The organism is Gaetbulibacter aestuarii, from assembly GCF_039537665.1.
In the GTDB taxonomy this organism is placed as follows: domain Bacteria; phylum Bacteroidota; class Bacteroidia; order Flavobacteriales; family Flavobacteriaceae; genus Gaetbulibacter_A; species Gaetbulibacter_A aestuarii.
Window position 1 is genome coordinate 1,278,346 of record NZ_BAABAY010000001.1, and the last position, 17,288, is coordinate 1,295,633.

A 17,288-nucleotide genomic window follows, 5' to 3' on the forward strand; every position below is an offset into this window, starting at 1 on the left:
TTAAATTATTCGTCAGATTAATTGGTTAAGGTAAAATCATCATAGTAATACGATGAACCGTCTCCTGCTGTACCGAAATCGAAAAATATCACTACACGCACATAATCAGCTGCAGGAGCAGCGCTAAAGTCGTATGTTAGAGTTTCCCAACTGTTGGCCACAGTAGTTGTCATATCTACTTCGTGTGTAACTGAAGCATCAATATTTTCTAACTTAAGTTTTACCGTAATTCCGGACTTAGGCGACCAGGTTTTTAAACTAATACTGGTATATGATGTTAGATCGAGTGGTGTACCAACTTCGAAGAACGTACCAGCCCATACTTCTGAGCCATTGCCTTTAACAAGTTCTGCCACATTAGCACTGGTATTAACGCCAGACATATCAGGGTTGGAAATTACTTGAGATGATGCACCTCCAAAGCCGGTAAAGGCTGGCGCGGCACCTTCAAAATCCTGGAATCCTAATGGCTGTAACTGACCTGTTCCTTTTAATTCAACATCGTCGTAATAGTATGTTGTGCCATCTCCGCCGGTTCCAAAGTCGAAGAACATAACAACACGTACATAATCTGCTGCAGGTGCTGATGAGAAATCAAATAACAAGTTCTCCCAGGCGTTAGCAACTGTTGTAGTTTGATCAACCTCATAAGTTACAGAGGCATCTACATTTTCTAATTTCAATTTAACAGTAATACCTACTTTTGGAGACCAGGTTTTTACGTTAATTGAGCTAAATGTTGAAAGATCAATTGGTGTTCCTGTTTCAAAGAAACTTCCTGCCCAAACTTCGGCACCATTACCTTTGGTAAGTGCTGCCACATTAGCGCTGGTATTGATACCGGAAGCATCAGGGTTAGCAATGACCTGTGTTCCTGCGCCACCGAAATCGATGAATGTAGGAGCAGGACCTTCAAAATCCTGAACCATTTGTGAAATTGGTACGCCTGCGTAGTCTTGTTTAATATTGTCTACATAGAACGTCCAGTCAGGACCACCTGTACCAACGGTGCCGAAATCAAAGAACCAAACAAGTTTCTGATAAGTTTGATTTGGATCAAGTAAACCGGTGAAATCAATGCTTACGTTCTCCCAGGCACTATTACCTTGAAGTGTAACTTCTTTTTCAACGAATATTCCAGCGTCATTCAAATTCTCGAGTTTGAATAATAATTTTCCGCCAGGTCTTGGTGACCATACATCAAGATTGATCACTTTTTTATTGCTGAAATCAATAGGTGATGATAAGATGATTACATCTCCAGCCCAAACTTCAGGACCGTTTTTCACCGTTTTTCCAACAGTAGCAGAGTTATTTCCGTTCATGTCCGGGTTAGGTACTACTTCTGCTGAAGCGCCACCAAATCCAATAAACTTACTGGCATCGAAAATTTCGAAATCAACAGGCATTTCAACTGGCACATTTACAGTAACTGTAGTTGTACCTTCTGTTGATTCTGCACCACCACTTAGGGCTACCACTTTAAGCGTATAATCGCCTACGGCGGAATATTCAAAACCAACGGTTCCATCTAATTGAAGCGGTGTTGCTACTTCATCCGGATTTGAAGTGTCAAAATACACTTCAAAAGCAGCTGCAAAATCAGCTGTGGCAGAAACAAGCACTCTAAATGGATTGGTTGGATCTATTTGTGCATCGATTGCTAAGTTTTCAGGAGCTTTAAATGATACTACAAGATCTTGTGTTATCACATTTTTTAATCCTGTTAGGCCGATGGCTTCTACAGTTAAAGAATAAGTTCCTTCGGCATAAACATGCTCGAAACTTTCGCCTTGTTTTACCGAGGCCTTATCTGTAGTACCGTCACCTAAATCTATATTATAGGTTACAGCACCTTGTCCGTTAGGCGTTATTGAGACCAAGCCGGAGTTATCCTGCGTTATTTGGAACGCCAGAGAAATATCACTCGGAGCTCGATGTGACTCAACAAAGCTCAAATCGTGGTTGTCCTGGTCGCAACTTACGAGAAGTACCAAAACAAAACTGATTAAATATTTTAATGTTTTCATATCTTATTTTTTTATTAGTAACCGGGGTTTTGATCCCAACGGTTACCGGATAGTTGGATTTCTTGAATAGGAATCGGGAATAGGTTGTTCTTCGGAGCCTGGAAGCCTGGAATATAATCTGCAGCTTTACCCATTCTCACTAGATCGAAGAACCGGTGTCCTTCACCCATAAGCTCTAAACGACGTTCTTTCAAAATGACATCTTCAAAACTACTTGCAGAAAGGCCTGCATAATCCGATGGATCTGGAGTGTTAACCGGCAAACCAAAAGCTCTTCTATGAACCATATTTAAAGCCTCATAAGAATCAGAGGTTGGGTTACCGCTATTGGCCTTAGCAGAGGCTTCAGCATACATCAACAAAACATCAGCATAGCGAATAACACGTGTGTTATTTGGATTCGTAAGCGCTGCATCAGGTAAATTCAAATCACCTTTTCGAGCAATATACTTTCTGTTGAAATATCCTGTTTGCTCATAACCTGCGTCTTCATCATAAGAGGCATCCGGATGATCTGCAAGCCATTGGTTGATATCTAATATTGAGTAATCTCTTCGGATATCACCATCTTCATAAGCATCAAAAGATTCCTGAGTTGGTACGTTGAAACTATATCCAAAATCAAAGAAAGGACCTTGGTATCCTCTCGGACCGTTAAACCCGATAGCGTAGTTTCCTTCTAAACAATAGAAACAATCATAAGATCCACCTTCAATATCTGAATACTGAATTTCGAATACAGATTCAGGACCATTTTCGTGATCGTTCTCCCACATTAAAGGAGCTTCTGTAGTTAGTAATGAGTATACATTGCTATCGATAACTGATTTTAGTGCGGCAGCGGATTGAGGATATTTTTTATCAAATAAATATACTTTCCCGAGAAGCGCTTGAGCAGCTCCTTTAGTTATTCTACCTGTTTCATTTACTGTTAAAGGTAAATTAGCTGCAGCAAATTCCAAATCTTCTTCAATTTGAGCATATACATCAGCTACCGGAGTACGATCGATATCAAATTGATCACCGAACTGAATTCGAGTATCAATGGCCATCGGCACCGGACCGAACCATTTCACTAATTGGAAATAATAATACGCTCTTAAGAAACGTGTTTGTGCGATAACACTGGTTTTATTTGGAAAATCGATTTTGTCTTTAAATTCCATAATGTAATTCGCACGGTTTACACCAGTGTACATCCAGGTCCAGATATCTCTTAACTGAGCGTTAACCGGATTATGGATCATGTCGTCTATTTCTTGAAAACCAGGTGTGTCAAGAGCATCCTGACCACCACAAAGGGTGTTGTCTGAGGCAATTTCGCCTAATTGGTAAATTTTCGCTGTAGATTGCAACATATCGTAGGCTGCTACCAAAGCTTTTTGATAATCTTCTTCAGTGTTGAAGAAATCCTCTGTGTTAGGATCTGGCGATTTTACATCGATAAAATCATCAGAACACGAATACATTGCTATTAAAGCAAAAAACGCAAGGATTTTAAATTTTATATTTTTCATAATCACTTATTAAAATTTTAAGTTAATTCCGAACAAGAATGTTTTAGCACTTGGATAAAATCCCTGGTCAATACCACCACCAATTGGGGCGCCATTAGAAGCAGTCGGATCGTATCCACTATATTTTGTTAGCGTAAACAAATTGTTTGCAGAAACATACATGCGTAGTTTGTTTATTTTCGTATTCTCTAGAACTTTATCAGAGAAGGAGTATCCAAACTGAATGTTTTGTAAACGAATGAATGAACCATCCTCAACATAATAATCAGAGAACAAGGCGTTAGGAGATGCACCACCTGTAACACGAGGGTACTCGTTCGTAGTTCCAGGGCCTGTCCAACGTCTTAATCTGTAAACGGTGCTATTTGTAAGCGGGTTGTTGTTCTCGTAGTTTCTTACGATATCGTTACCTACAGATGCAAAAGCATAAGCTGAGAAATCGAAGTTTTTGTAATCAAGACTAACATTTATACCCATAGTAGCATCAGGAATAGGATTTCCCAGGTCAACCTTATCATCTTCGTTTATAACACCATCATTATTCTGATCTATAAATCTGATGTCACCTGGTTGCGGAGCCACGTTGGTTACAGCTGAATTATTGATCTCATCCTGAGTTTGGTAAATACCATCGGTTTGGTAACCGTAAAAATAACCTAAAGCATGACCGGCTTCCATACGTGATGGCGCTGGTTGGCCAATACCAAAAGCACCTCCTTCAAGAACACCTGTATCAGTATTTACGTATTTTACTTCATTCCTAAGATATGTTACGTTGTAGTTAACACTCAATTTTAGATCGTTTGAAAACGTGTTCGTATATCCAAGTACTAATTCAGCTCCTTCATTTTCAACAACACCACCATTAACATATGGGGCACCACCAACACCTAGCAATCCTGAAATTTGAGGAACAACCAGTAAGTCTTCAGTACGTCTTTTAAAGTAATCAGCGGTAACACTAATTTTGTTATTTGCCAATTTCATATCCAGACCAATGTCGAGGGTCTTTTGTTTTTCCCACTTGATTTCTGGATTTCCAATAGCACCACTTGCGGTACCAATAACTTCCTGATTATTGAAAATATAGGTTCCTTCACCATTTAACAGAGACAGGTATCTGAAAGCACCAATTCTGGAGTTACCAATAATACCATAAGATCCTCTTATTTTTAAGAAGTTAATTGTTTTACTATCCTTTAAGAAGTTTTCATCGGAGGCTACCCAACCAATAGATCCTGAAGGGAAGTAACCAAATTTGTTTTCGGGACCAAAGTTTGAAGAACCATCACGACGAATTACAGCAGAAAATAAGTACTTTCCTTTATAATCGTATTGTGCTCTTGCGAAATACGATAATAAACGTGAATCGAATGTAGGATATCTTCCGGTATTACGGTTAAAAAGTTGAACACGGCTGGCATTTTCTAAAGTAGCATCAGCAGGATCATTGCTTGGAAGACCATAGCCTGTTCCACCTTTAAATTCACCAGTTTCTTTTGAAATAGATGAACCAAGCATCAATTTCACATTGTGAACATCGCCAAAGGTGTTTTCGTATTTCAGGATGTTATCAAACAGGTAATCTCTGTAATAAGTATCAGAAAGCGTCACCGTGGCTTCATCGAGAACGTTGAATACTTTTCCGCTACCAAAGAAAGCAACTGGATCAAATATTTTTCCTTTTACTTCGGAATAGTTGAATTGAATATTTGTTTGAACTGAAAAATGATCTAAAAAGTCATACGATAAACTAGCATTACCACTAAGTCTAAAAATTTTAGTTCTGTTGTAGTTATCATCAATTTGTGCAATTGGGTTAATAACTTCAGCTCCCAGACCGTCAGCAATTGTGTAATCACCATTGGCATCTCTTACTCCTAAAGTCGGATTCATATTCAAGGCATTGAACAATACCGAAGCATTAGAGTTTTCAGGAAGGTTTCTTTTATTAGAACGCGTAATACGAATACCGGTTACTAATTTGAAATTTTTCAAGAAATCGAGGTTATAATTAGCACTATTGGTAAAACGAGTAAAGTTTGAGGCTGATCCTCCTACGATACCATCTTGTGTTAAGAAACCACCACTGTAAGAATAGGTGCTTTTCTCCCCACCACCACTTAATCTTATGTTGTGGTTTTGGATGGCTGCGTTTTCAAAAACCTGATCTTGCCAATCAGTGCCTTCACCTAATGAAGCAATATTAGTGTATGGAGGTTCATTACCACCGGCTGCTAAAGCTTCGTTCACTATTAAGGCGTATTCAGTAGCGTTTAAAACAGGAATTTTTCTTGTTGTTTGCTGAAATCCACCATAAGCGTTGTATTCAACAGTTAATGGCATTTCTTTTCTACCGGACTTCGTTTTGATCAAAATAACACCATTCGCTGCCTGTACCCCATAGATACCTGCAGTGGCATCTTTAAGGATGTTGATGCTTTCAATGTCATTGGGGTTTAATACACTTAAGTCTTCAATTCTGGCACCATCCACTAAAATCAATGGTCTGTTATCACCATTTGTAGAGATACCACGAATACTAATTGTGGCGCCACCACCCGGAGAACCGGATTGAGTTGTAATGTTTACACCGGCTACTTGTCCTTGGAGTGCTTGTTCAATGCGTTGTGGTTTAAGAGCCTCAATGTCCTGAGATCCCACAACACTAACAGCACCTGTAGTTTCTTTTTTAGTTTGAGTACCATAACCAATAACAACAACCTCGTTTAATTGAGCGAGGTCTTCCTGCATGGTTACTGTAAGTTTTGAACTGTCGGTTACTTTAAGTGTTTTTGTTACATAGCCAACGTAACTAAAGGAAAGGGTTGCGCCAACTTCTACATTTGCGATGGAAAAACCACCATCAAAGTCGGTAACAGCTCCTTTACTTGTGTTTACAACAACAACGTTAACACCTGGAATAGGAACTCCAGAGTTGTCTTGTACAATTCCACTAACCTGAACTGTTTGTGCACTGGCTATTGCGACACACAGAAAAGTTAGAATTTTTAAAAAGGTTTGTCTCATTTGAGTTAAGTTTTAGTTTTTTGTAAATTTATGAAGCTGATATTGTTAACAATCATTTAACACCTTTACAAAAAATATACATGTCAAAATAAATCGCTCAAATTTGCGAAAACCTTAATAATTGCGGTGGTTTATTGTGAATTTAAGAATACGTTGTATAGGTCTAAAAACCTTCAATGTTGTGGTATTGTATAGGTAAAATTTGAAGATGTTGTGGATTAAATTTCCAGAATATAGTCGGAGAGGCTCGAATTATGCTCTAAATTCAGCTTTTTCCGCAAACGATAACGTTTTACTTCCACACTACGTGGTGAAATGTTAAGTAGTGGTGCTATTTCTTTAGAAGATAAGTTTAAACGCAAATAAGCGCAGAGGCGAAGGTCGTTCGAGGTAAGTTCAGGATGTAGCGATTTTATTTTTTTCAAAAAGTCTTTATCGGCATTATTAAAAGCTTCTTCAAATAATTTCCAGTCATCACTATCACTTAAATTACGATCGATAATTCGATTGATTTTTTTAAGATCTCTCACATTGTCGATGCCTTCCAATTCCTTTTTAATGTTATTTAAAAATTCATTTTTCTTAATAAGGCTCATGGTCGAAATGCCCAACTCTCTATTTTTGTTTTCAATATCCTGACGCAGCTTTTCATTATTAAAGCGCATGAGTTGTTGTTTATTCTCTAATTCTTTCAATTCAAGTTCGCGCGTGGTTTTTTCTAACAAGCGCTCACGTTGTTTTTTATAATAATGCTTGTAAATATTATGCATTAATATGGAAAATAAAACAACGAGAAGAACATACACGATAATCATGGTTTTAGATACGTACCATGGCCTAGCGATGGTAAACGTGTAAGACGCTGTATTTTGTGATAGATTATTACCAATTTTAGCTCTTACCAAAAATTGATAATCTCCAAAAGGTAAATTTTGAAATGTTATTGTTGGCGTATCAGACCAATCACTCCATTGGGAATATAAACCTTCCAATTTATATTGATAGGCTACATCCAGGAATTTATTAAACTCAGGTACATTGTATTCAAAAGTGATATTGTTGTATTTATATGCAAAGGTTTTATCGGCGGTTTTATCAACCAAAATGGTGCTATCAGCAATAGCATGGTTAATGATACTATTGATATTTATTTTGTAGTCTTTACGGTTTAACTTATTTAAATCTAAAACGACGTAGCCGCTGGAGGTTCCGATAAGATAATGATCTTGATAAAGCCAGGTGATGTTTTCGTAACCGGTTAACCCTTTTGGTAATGTTCCGGATATAGGAATTCTATTTATTTTAGGTGTTTTGGCAAATTTTCCTGTAGTCACGTAGTTCAGATTGTTTTCAGAAAAATTCCATAACATATCGTGTTCTTTATCCAGGATCAATTTTCCCGACAAATAATTTCCCGGTGTATAAAGTTTAGAAAGAATGGTGTCTTTTTCAAATTTGTCATTCAAACTATGATATTTAAATACTCCGGATCTGTCACTGTAAAGAATAGAGCCATTGTATTTTACAATACAGGATTTTAAACTTTTGCCAACAGCAGTATCGATCTTAGTTTCTACAGCTTCGGTTAATTCCGGATTCACCGTAATCTTGAAAACACCTTTATTTTCGTGACTCATAAAAATGGTATTGTTCTGAATCTCAAAAAAGCGACTGGAAATATCGAAGTTCGCTATTTTGTTTCGGATGTTCCAACCGGTAACACCATTTTCTATGATGTACAATCCACTATAATTCCCTTGTAAAAATAGTTTCGGATGATCCGGGATAGGTTTAATATCCCATGATCCTCTGGCTTGCAGCGCCAGGGTTGCTTTATTTTCTTTAATAATGAATGTGCCGGTGTCGTGACAACAGAACAATGTATTGTTTATGACCTTCAAATTCCAAACCGGCCCTTGTGTATTTTTAATAAGATTGAAGTTATTGTTGTTAGCATCGAGCTTTCGGTAAAATAACCCCTGATTGGTCCCAAGATATAGGATGTTATCGTAAATCATTGAGGTATAAACGGTACCAAGTTTTCCTTCGTTTTCTGTGAACAAAGAAAACGGAGAATTCATATTGATACAATTAATACCGTTGTCTAAGGCTAGCCAAATATTTGATTTATCATCTTCGAAAATATAATGAATGGTGTTGTTACTTAAACCGGTCTCAGTATCAATCCTTCGTAAAATATCTCCGGAAGCAGATAAGTGAATAATACCGTTGGAACGTGTTCCTAATATGTATGATCCGTCTTGTAATTTAGTACTTCGATAAACACTTACTTCATTTAGTGTGTTATTTGCTGAAACCTCCCATTTATTTAAGCCGTCTTCTTTTAGGCAGTAAAATCCATTATTTTCAGTTTCAATTAACAAGGTTTTTTTTTCCTTGTATATATTAACAAGGAGATTTTCCTTTAAAATTGGATGGTCGGATACTAATTGTGGCTCACCATTATCAATACGGTATAATCCATTTCTTTCTTTTTGGAAATAAATATCAACGTCTACTTTAAACACTTTATATATGTTAGCATCAGAGGTAATGCGGCTACAAGTATTTTTATCCTTATCATAGATGTAAATACTTTTAAAAGATTGAAATAAAATATAACCATCAACAGCAATAATATTCCAGAATTCTTCGTCTTCAAAGAAATTAATATTTAATTCATCAGAAATAGAGTGGTAATCTAAGGTCCCCAGGTTATTTTCTTTCCAATAACCAAATTCACGATAGCAGCCGGTGTAGATCAAATTGTCGATAACATGCACAGAACGCATGATACCACTAGGGGATGGATATAATTTCCAACGGGCACCATTAAATTCTAACAGGCCACTATTGTTGGCTACATAAATATAATGGTCTTTAGATTGGGAGATGCTCCAATTTTGATTTTCGGCGTTGTATTCCTTGGGCTGATATATGGCAATAGGAGGTAATTCCTGCGCCAGAGAAATAAATGTTGAAAAAAAAATAAAATATAACAGAAACCAGGGATGTTTCACAGAAGTTTATTTTATGTTGAGGTGCTAATTTAATGAATTTCCCATTATTATTGAACTTATTTAAATTTTGTATGGTAAGGGTTTGGTTATTTTCGGGGTTTGATTTTCATGATTTAATGGTCTTAAAATGCCCTTAAAAGTTGAATTCAATAAAAATAAAAAAATCCATAGGTGTCTTCATGACACTTATGGATTTTTATTATATATTTGCAAAGATATTTTTATGTAGACGATATAAAAATTTTTACCATAAATGTTATCAACTTTATTTTAACAAAAACGAAATCAACGCAATTAAGTACCAATTACAATGAACAAAAAAATCGATCAGCAGGCAGCAGATAATATTAGAGCACTGGCTGTAGCCATGGTAGAAAAGGCAAAATCAGGACATCCCGGAGGTCCCATGGGAGGTGCAGACTATATGCACATTCTTTATTCAGAATTTTTTAATTACGATCCCACAGACATGACCTGGCCTTTCAGAGATCGGTTTTTTATGGACGCCGGCCATTTATCAACCTTAATGTATGCCCAATACTACCTTCTTGGTAATTATGCTAAATCTGATATTGAGCAATTCAGACAGTGGGGTTCCATCACTCCTGGTCATCCTGAAGTCGATGTGAAACGTGGTGTTGAAAATACTTCCGGACCTCTTGGTCAGGGACATACTATGGGTGTAGGAGCAGCCATTGCAGCTAAATTTTTGCAGGCGCGATTTGGAGATTGGATGAACCATAAAATTTATGGTTTTATTTCTGATGGGGGTATTCAGGAAGAAATATCACAGGGAGCAGGACGTATTGCAGGTCATTTAGGCTTAAGTAATTTTATCATGTTCTTTGATTCTAACGATATTCAATTATCTACACCAACTGATGAGGTTACTACGGAAGATACGGCCATGAAATATGAGGCCTGGGGCTGGAAGGTGCTTACCATTGATGGACATAATCATGATGAAATTCGTGCCGCCCTTACAAAGGCTAATAACGAAACTGAAAAACCAACCTTAATTATAGGTAAGACTATTATGGGTAAAGGTTGTGTAACTGCAGACGGAGAAATTTTTGAAGGCCACACTGAATTACATGGTCAGCCTATCGGTAATACCGGCGCGGACTATATCAAAACGTTGATCAACTTAGGTGCTGATCCTGAAAAACCTTTTGAGATTTTTGATGAAGTAAATGCATTCTATAAAGATATCATCGCTAAAAAAACGGAGCAAGCTGCTTCAAAGAAAGCTGAAATCGCTGCGTGGAAAAAAGATAATGAAGCTTTAGCGAAAAAACTGGATTTCTTTTTCTCTGGTGAATTACCTGAATTGGATTTCTCTGAAATTACCCATAAAGAAGGTCTGGCTACAAGAGCAGCCTCATCAAATGTATTAGGTTATTTAGCGGAGCATGTTGAGAATATGATCGTTTCTTCTGCGGATTTATCAAACAGTGATAAAACAGATGGATTCTTGAAGAAAACGCACGCCATTCAAAAAGGCGATTTCACGGGATCATTCCTTCAGGCAGGTGTAGCTGAGTTGACCATGGCGGCCATAGCCAACGGATTGGCACTGCACGGCGGTGTAATTCCTGTGGTTGGAACATTCTTTGTGTTCTCAGATTACATGAAACCGGCCATTCGTTTAAGTGGTATTCAGCAATTGCCTGTAAAATACGTTTGGACGCATGATGCTTTTAGAGTAGGTGAAGATGGACCAACCCACCAACCTATTGAGCAGGAAGCCCAAATTCGATTATTGGAAAAACTTAAAAATCACAGTGGTAAAGCGAGCTTCTTAGCACTTCGTCCTGCTGATTCTGCTGAAACCAGTGTAGCCTGGAAAATGGCACTGGAAAATACAGATACACCTTCCGGACTCATTCTTTCCAGACAAGGTATAAAAGATGTGCCTGCTCAGGGTGACTCCAGATACAATGATGCCTTAGCGGCTGAAAAGGGTGGTTACTTAGTTAAAGAAGTTGATAACCCGGATGTGGTTCTTGTAGCCAATGGATCAGAAGTTTCAACACTGATAGAAGCGGCTTCAATTTTGGAAGCTGAGCACAATTTAAAAGTGAATATTGCTTCAATAATTTCCGAAGGGGTATTCAGAACACAAGATCACGCTTACCAGGAATATATCATCCCTAAAAATAAACCTTTATTTGGATTAACCGCAGGATTACCGGTAAACCTCGAAGGCCTTGTTGGTGATAAAGGATATGTATTCGGCGTTGACCATTTCGGATATTCTGCTCCGGCAAAAGTTCTCGATGATAAATTTGGATTTACAGGAGAAAAAGTGAGTAAAGAAGTATTGAATTATTTAAAAACATTTTAAAAAAATATTATGAAATTTTTTATTGACACAGCGAACCTCGATGATATAAAAGAAGCCCAGGCTCTGGGGATTTTAGACGGTGTAACAACTAATCCATCTTTAATGGCTAAGGAAGGGATTACCGGCGCGGAAAACATAACAAACCACTACAAGAAAATATGCGACATTGTGGATGGTGATGTGAGTGCTGAAGTAATTTCCACAGATTTTGAAGGTATGGTGAAAGAAGGTGAGGCACTTGCTGCTTTACATCCGCAAATTGTGGTAAAATTACCGGTGATCGCCGATGGTATCAAGGCTTGTAAATACTTTTCAGATAAAGGTATCAGAACGAATGTGACCTTAGTGTTCTCTCCCGGTCAGGCCCTTTTGGCAGCCAAGGCAGGTGCAACGTATGTTTCACCATTTTTAGGACGTTTGGATGATGTCTCAACGGATGGTTTGAACCTGATTGCAGAGATCAGACAGATCTATGATAACTACGGTTTTGAGACTCAGATTCTGGCCGCTTCAATTCGCCATACGATGCATGTTATTGATTGTGCAAAATTAGGTAGCGATGTGATGACTGGCCCTTTATCGTCTATTACAGGCTTGTTAAAACATCCTTTAACTGATATCGGTTTGGCGAAGTTTCTTGAAGATTACAAAAAGGGAAACTAATAGCGCTTTAATAGATTTTAAATGAGAATTGAAAGTCTGTTCGATCAACAAACCCAGCAGATCAAGATCGCTGTGGATTGTATTATTTTTGGTTTCAATAATAATCGATTAGAATGTCTCTTAATTCACAGAGGTGCTGAACCTCAAAAAGGAAAATGGTCATTAATTGGCGGTTTCATTGGGAACGACGAAGATCTCGATGAAGCCGCCAATCGTGTTCTATTCAATTTATCCGGGTTAGAAAATGTGTATATGGAGCAGGTAAAGGCCTTTGGTAAAGCCAATCGCGATCCCAGAGGACGCACCATTTCGATCTCTTACACTGCTTTGATTCTAAGGTCAGAGTACGATGATGATAGAATAGAGGAGCATGGCGCTAAATGGTTTCCGGTAGATAATCTTCCCGAACTGGCCTTCGATCACGTTTCTATGGTTCATTCTGCTATAACCCGTTTGCGTCGCCGGGTTCGAAATACCCCTATCGCTTTAAATTTATTACCTGAAAAATTTACTATTCCACAACTTCAGGCCTTGTACGAAGGTATCTTAAATGAATCTTTAGATAAACGTAATTTCCGCAGAAAGCTCAACCAGATCAGTGCCTTTGTAAAACTTGATGAGAAAGATATGTCGGCTTCGCGCCGAGGTGCTTTTTTATATACTTTTGATCAGGATCGTTATAACCATGATCAATACTTTAACCTTTAAGGTTTTTAATCCTTAGGTTTAGTTCCTATTTTTACATAAAACTTTTTAAATGACTTCAGTCGACGATTTATTGGATCTACTCATTCTGGATCATGTAAGCGACCATACTTTTACAGGAACTAGCAAATCTATTGGAAGTCCGCAGGTTTTTGGCGGACAAGTATTGGCGCAAGCTGCGAATGCGGCTTACAGGACGGTAAAGAATGGACGAATATTACATTCCTTACACGCCTACTTTTTAGAGGCTGGCGATCTTAATACGCCCATTGACTATAAAGTAGATATTCTACGTGATGGTGGTAGTTTTTCCGTACGCCGGGTGACTGCGAGCCAGAAGGATCGTATTATTTTTATCATGGCATCCTCTTTTCATAAAAAGGAAACCGGTTACAGCCATCAAAAAGCCATGAAATCGGATCTCAAACAGCCCGAGGAATTACTGAGCTGGACCGATATTTTACATCAGTTTAATGATTATTTACCCAGCGGATTAAAAGCGTTTTTTGAAGTGGATCGCCCCATCGACTTTAAACCCACCGTAATTGCAAATCCTATGGAACGCAAAGATCTGCCGCCATTTAATGATGTTTGGTTCAAGCTAAAAGGGAATGTTGATGATTTGGATCTCGCAACCAAACAACAAATCCTGACTTATATTTCAGATTATAATATCCTGGTTTCAGCGATGAATCCTCATGCCAGTAAAGCACATTGGGGTAATATTCAATCGGCGAGCTTAGATCACTCCATGTGGTTTTTCAGAGATTTCGATTTTAAAGATTGGTTACTTTTCTCTATTGAATCCCCAAATGCTAACGCTGCAAGAGGTTTTGCCAGAGGGAATATTTATACCAGAGATGGTGTATTGATTGCCTCTGTAGCTCAAGAAGGTTTAATGCGACCGAAAAATTAAGATGACTCAGATATTAAAAATAGGACATCGTGGCGCCAGAGGCTATGTGGCGGAAAACACGCTACCGTCATTTCAAAAAGCTATCGATCTCGGAGCTGACGGTATTGAGTTGGATGTGCATGTTTGTGCTTCCGGAGCGTTGGTCGTTTTTCATGATTTTACCCTTGGTCGCGTAACGAATGGGAAAGGAAAAATTTCAAATTTCACATTAAAAGAACTTAAAAAACTCAAAGTTTTAAAGAATTTTCAGATTCCAACCTTAGTTGAGGTACTCGATCTGGTTGATAAAAAATGCTTTGTTAATGTGGAATTGAAGGGCAAAGGAACTGCTGAGGAGGCTTGTGATATCATAGAAACCTATGTTCTGAAAAAAGGCTGGAGTTATAGCGACTTTATCATTTCTAGTTTTAAAGAAGATCTTTTAAAAAAGGCGTTTCAACATAATAAAAATATCCCATTGGCCGTCCTTACGGAAACCAGTTTAAAGAAGGCACTAACTTTTGCTGAAACCATAAACGCGAAGGCTATTAATCCTGATTTTAATTTATTATCTGAAGATGCTGTGAACCAAATTCACAAGAAAGGTTTTAAAATAAATGTTTGGACAGTGAATGAACCTTCGGATATTGAACGAATGAAAACATTTGGTGTAGACGGCATAATAACCGACTTTCCTGATAGGATATGATATCAAAAGATGTGATCATTGTTGGTGGCGGTGCTGCAGGATTTTTTGCAGCCATCAATCTTGCTAAACGACGCCCAGACCTCAAAATTTGTATTCTTGAGCGCGGAAACACGGTACTTAATAAAGTTAAAGTTTCGGGTGGCGGACGTTGTAATGTAACCCATGCCGAATTTATCCCCAGGAACTTAATTGAAAATTATCCCCGAGGTGACAAAGAATTATTAGGACCTTTTCATCAATTCATGACCGGAGATACGATTACATGGTTTGAAAAGCGCGGTGTTTCCCTGAAAATTGAAGATGATGGTCGGATGTTTCCCGAATCTGATTCTTCCCAAACCATTATAGATTGTTTTTTAAATGAAGCTCAAAAGCATGGTGTAGAAATTCTTTTAAATCATTCGGTAAAAAATATCCAAAAAGAAGGAGATCGCTTTATCGTTGGTACAAATAAAAACACATTTGATGCTGAATCTGTTTTGGTAGCTGCAGGAAGTAATCCCAAAATTTGGGAGCTTTTAAAAGAACTTGGACATACGATCGTTGCGCCGGTTCCTTCCTTATTCACCTTTAATTGTAAAGATGATCGGATTAAGGATATTCCCGGTGTGGTGGTACCTCATGTTCATGTTAAGATTTTAAACACAGATTTAGAAAGCACGGGTCCTTTGCTCATGACACACTGGGGTTTTAGTGCGCCGGCGATATTAAAACTTTCTGCTTTTGGAGCTATTGAATTAGCGGCCTGCAATTATAAATTCGATATTGAAATAAATTTTATTACTATGGATATGGAGTCGGCTATAGAAAAATTAAAAACCTTAAAACACGATCTCAGCAAGAAATTAGTTCGTAAATCGGCTTCCTTTGATATCCCGAAACGACTTTGGGAAAAATTGGTTTTATCAGCAGGCATAAACGAAAATATGCGATGGGCAGAACTAAATAAAAATCAGTTAGAGGCATTGGCAGATCAGCTGACTCAGGCCGTTTTCAATATCGACGGAAAAAGTACGTTTAAGGAAGAATTTGTAACGGCAGGAGGCGTTGACCTGAAAGAAGTGAATTTTAAGACCTTCGAAAGCAAATGTTGTGAAAATCTTTATTTTGCAGGGGAGGTTTTAAATATTGATGCGATTACTGGCGGATTTAATTTTCAGAATGCCTGGACGGGAGCTTTTATTGCCGCTCAAAATATAGGAGCTTAAGATGTATTTTTTCGAACGTGCATGTCGAAAGTTATTATCTTTGCCCACAGAAATATAAAATATGACGGACGCCCAATTTATTCCAAAACCCTACACAAAAAGCTTGAACAGTGGTGCTTTTACCTGGTCGTCACCAAGCAACATTGCTTTGGTGAAATACTGGGGGAAACGCGAGAATCAAATACCTGAAAATCCGTCAATCAGTTTTACACTTAATGCATGTAAAACAACAACGACAATACATTTTTCAAAAAAGGAAGATCAGCGCGATTTTTCATTTACCATATTGCTAGATGGCAAGGAAGCACCGGATTTCAAACCTAAAATCCTCACTTTTTTTGAACGCGTTGAAACGTATTTGCCCTTTTTGAAATCCTATCATTTTCGAATTGAAACTTCAAATTCATTCCCTCATAGTTCTGGAATTGCTTCTTCGGCTTCAGGCATGAGCGCACTTGCATTATGTTTGATGAGTATTGAAAAGGCCATGTCCGATAACCTTTCGGAAGCAGACTTTATAAAGAAAGCTTCTTTTCTGGCCCGTCTTGGTTCCGGAAGTGCCTGCCGCAGTATTGAAGGTGATTTGGTAGTTTGGGGTGAACATGAGGGCATTGAGGGAAGTTCTAATTTATACGGAATAAAATACCCATATGAAGTGCATGAGGTATTTAAAAATTATCACGATACTATTCTGTTGGTTGATAAAGGAGAAAAGCAGGTTAGTAGCACGGTTGGCCACAATTTAATGTTTGGTCATCCGTTCGCTAAGCAACGTTTTGAACAAGCCGGAAATAATCTGTCGCAGTTGAAAGGAATTTTAAAGAGCGGCGACTTAGAGGGCTTTATGAGTTTGGTGGAGCAGGAAGCACTGACGCTTCATGCCATGATGATGACGAGCAACCCGTATTTCATTTTAATGAAACCAAATACATTAAAAATTATAAATGCGATTTGGGCGTATCGTGAAAAAACAAAAGCCCATCTCTGTTTTACTTTGGATGCCGGAGCCAATGTGCACCTATTATTTCCCGATTATGAAGCAAAACAGATTGGCGAATTTATTAAAAATGAACTAGTTGCATTTTGCCAAAATGGTCATTATATTAGTGACAGAATTGGTTTTGGTGCAAAACTGTTGTAATTTTGTACAACTATCAAATAAAA

11 protein-coding genes are annotated in these 17,288 nt (G+C 38.0%); 7 read left to right on the forward strand and 4 right to left on the reverse strand.

The window, feature by feature from the left end; genetic code table 11:
* Window positions 1–17: 17 nt before the first annotated feature.
* From ABD682_RS05735 to ABD682_RS05750, 4 genes are all read right to left on the reverse strand, one after another.
* On the reverse strand, window positions 18–2,030 hold the full coding sequence (locus tag ABD682_RS05735) for a hypothetical protein (RefSeq protein ID WP_344739978.1): 2,013 nt from the start codon (window positions 2,028–2,030) through the stop codon (window positions 18–20).
* Window positions 2,031–2,044: 14 nt separating this feature from the next.
* Window positions 2,045–3,547, reverse strand: a complete 1,503-nt coding sequence (locus ABD682_RS05740) for a RagB/SusD family nutrient uptake outer membrane protein (protein ID WP_344739980.1) — start codon at window positions 3,545–3,547, stop codon at window positions 2,045–2,047.
* A gap of 9 nt (window positions 3,548–3,556) precedes the next feature.
* Complete coding sequence (locus ABD682_RS05745; protein ID WP_344739982.1) at window positions 3,557–6,577, reverse strand: SusC/RagA family TonB-linked outer membrane protein; 3,021 nt, start codon at window positions 6,575–6,577, stop codon at window positions 3,557–3,559.
* 218 nt (window positions 6,578–6,795) lie between these two features.
* Window positions 6,796–9,597: a triple tyrosine motif-containing protein gene (locus tag ABD682_RS05750; protein WP_344739984.1), complete on the reverse strand. Its 2,802-nt coding sequence runs from the start codon at window positions 9,595–9,597 to the stop codon at window positions 6,796–6,798.
* A 310-nt stretch (window positions 9,598–9,907) separates the two neighbouring features.
* On the opposite strand from ABD682_RS05750, the gene ABD682_RS05755 reads away from it, so the two are divergent.
* The 7 genes from ABD682_RS05755 to ABD682_RS05785 all read left to right on the forward strand — a co-directional run bounded on the left by ABD682_RS05755 (window position 9,908) and on the right by ABD682_RS05785 (window position 17,265).
* Window positions 9,908–11,944: a transketolase family protein gene (locus ABD682_RS05755; protein ID WP_344739986.1), complete on the forward strand. Its 2,037-nt coding sequence runs from the start codon at window positions 9,908–9,910 to the stop codon at window positions 11,942–11,944.
* 9 nt (window positions 11,945–11,953) lie between these two features.
* Window positions 11,954–12,607, forward strand: coding sequence for a fructose-6-phosphate aldolase (gene fsa / locus ABD682_RS05760; protein ID WP_344739988.1), 654 nt, complete (start codon window positions 11,954–11,956; stop codon window positions 12,605–12,607).
* A 21-nt stretch (window positions 12,608–12,628) separates the two neighbouring features.
* Complete coding sequence (locus ABD682_RS05765; RefSeq protein ID WP_344739990.1) at window positions 12,629–13,315, forward strand: NUDIX hydrolase; 687 nt, start codon at window positions 12,629–12,631, stop codon at window positions 13,313–13,315.
* A gap of 49 nt (window positions 13,316–13,364) precedes the next feature.
* Window positions 13,365–14,228 carry an acyl-CoA thioesterase gene (locus ABD682_RS05770; protein ID WP_344739992.1) on the forward strand — a complete coding sequence of 288 codons (864 nt, stop codon included), beginning with the start codon at window positions 13,365–13,367 and terminating at the stop codon, window positions 14,226–14,228.
* Window position 14,229: 1 nt separating this feature from the next.
* Window positions 14,230–14,916, forward strand: a complete 687-nt coding sequence (locus ABD682_RS05775; protein ID WP_344739994.1) for a glycerophosphodiester phosphodiesterase — start codon at window positions 14,230–14,232, stop codon at window positions 14,914–14,916.
* A complete protein-coding gene (locus ABD682_RS05780) occupies window positions 14,913–16,124 on the forward strand; it encodes a BaiN/RdsA family NAD(P)/FAD-dependent oxidoreductase (protein WP_344739996.1) in 1,212 nt (403 codons plus the stop codon). The genes ABD682_RS05775 and ABD682_RS05780 overlap by 4 nt, the downstream gene beginning before the upstream one ends.
* A gap of 61 nt (window positions 16,125–16,185) precedes the next feature.
* On the forward strand, window positions 16,186–17,265 hold the full coding sequence (locus ABD682_RS05785; protein WP_344739998.1) for a diphosphomevalonate decarboxylase: 1,080 nt from the start codon (window positions 16,186–16,188) through the stop codon (window positions 17,263–17,265).
* Window positions 17,266–17,288: the final 23 nt, after the last annotated feature.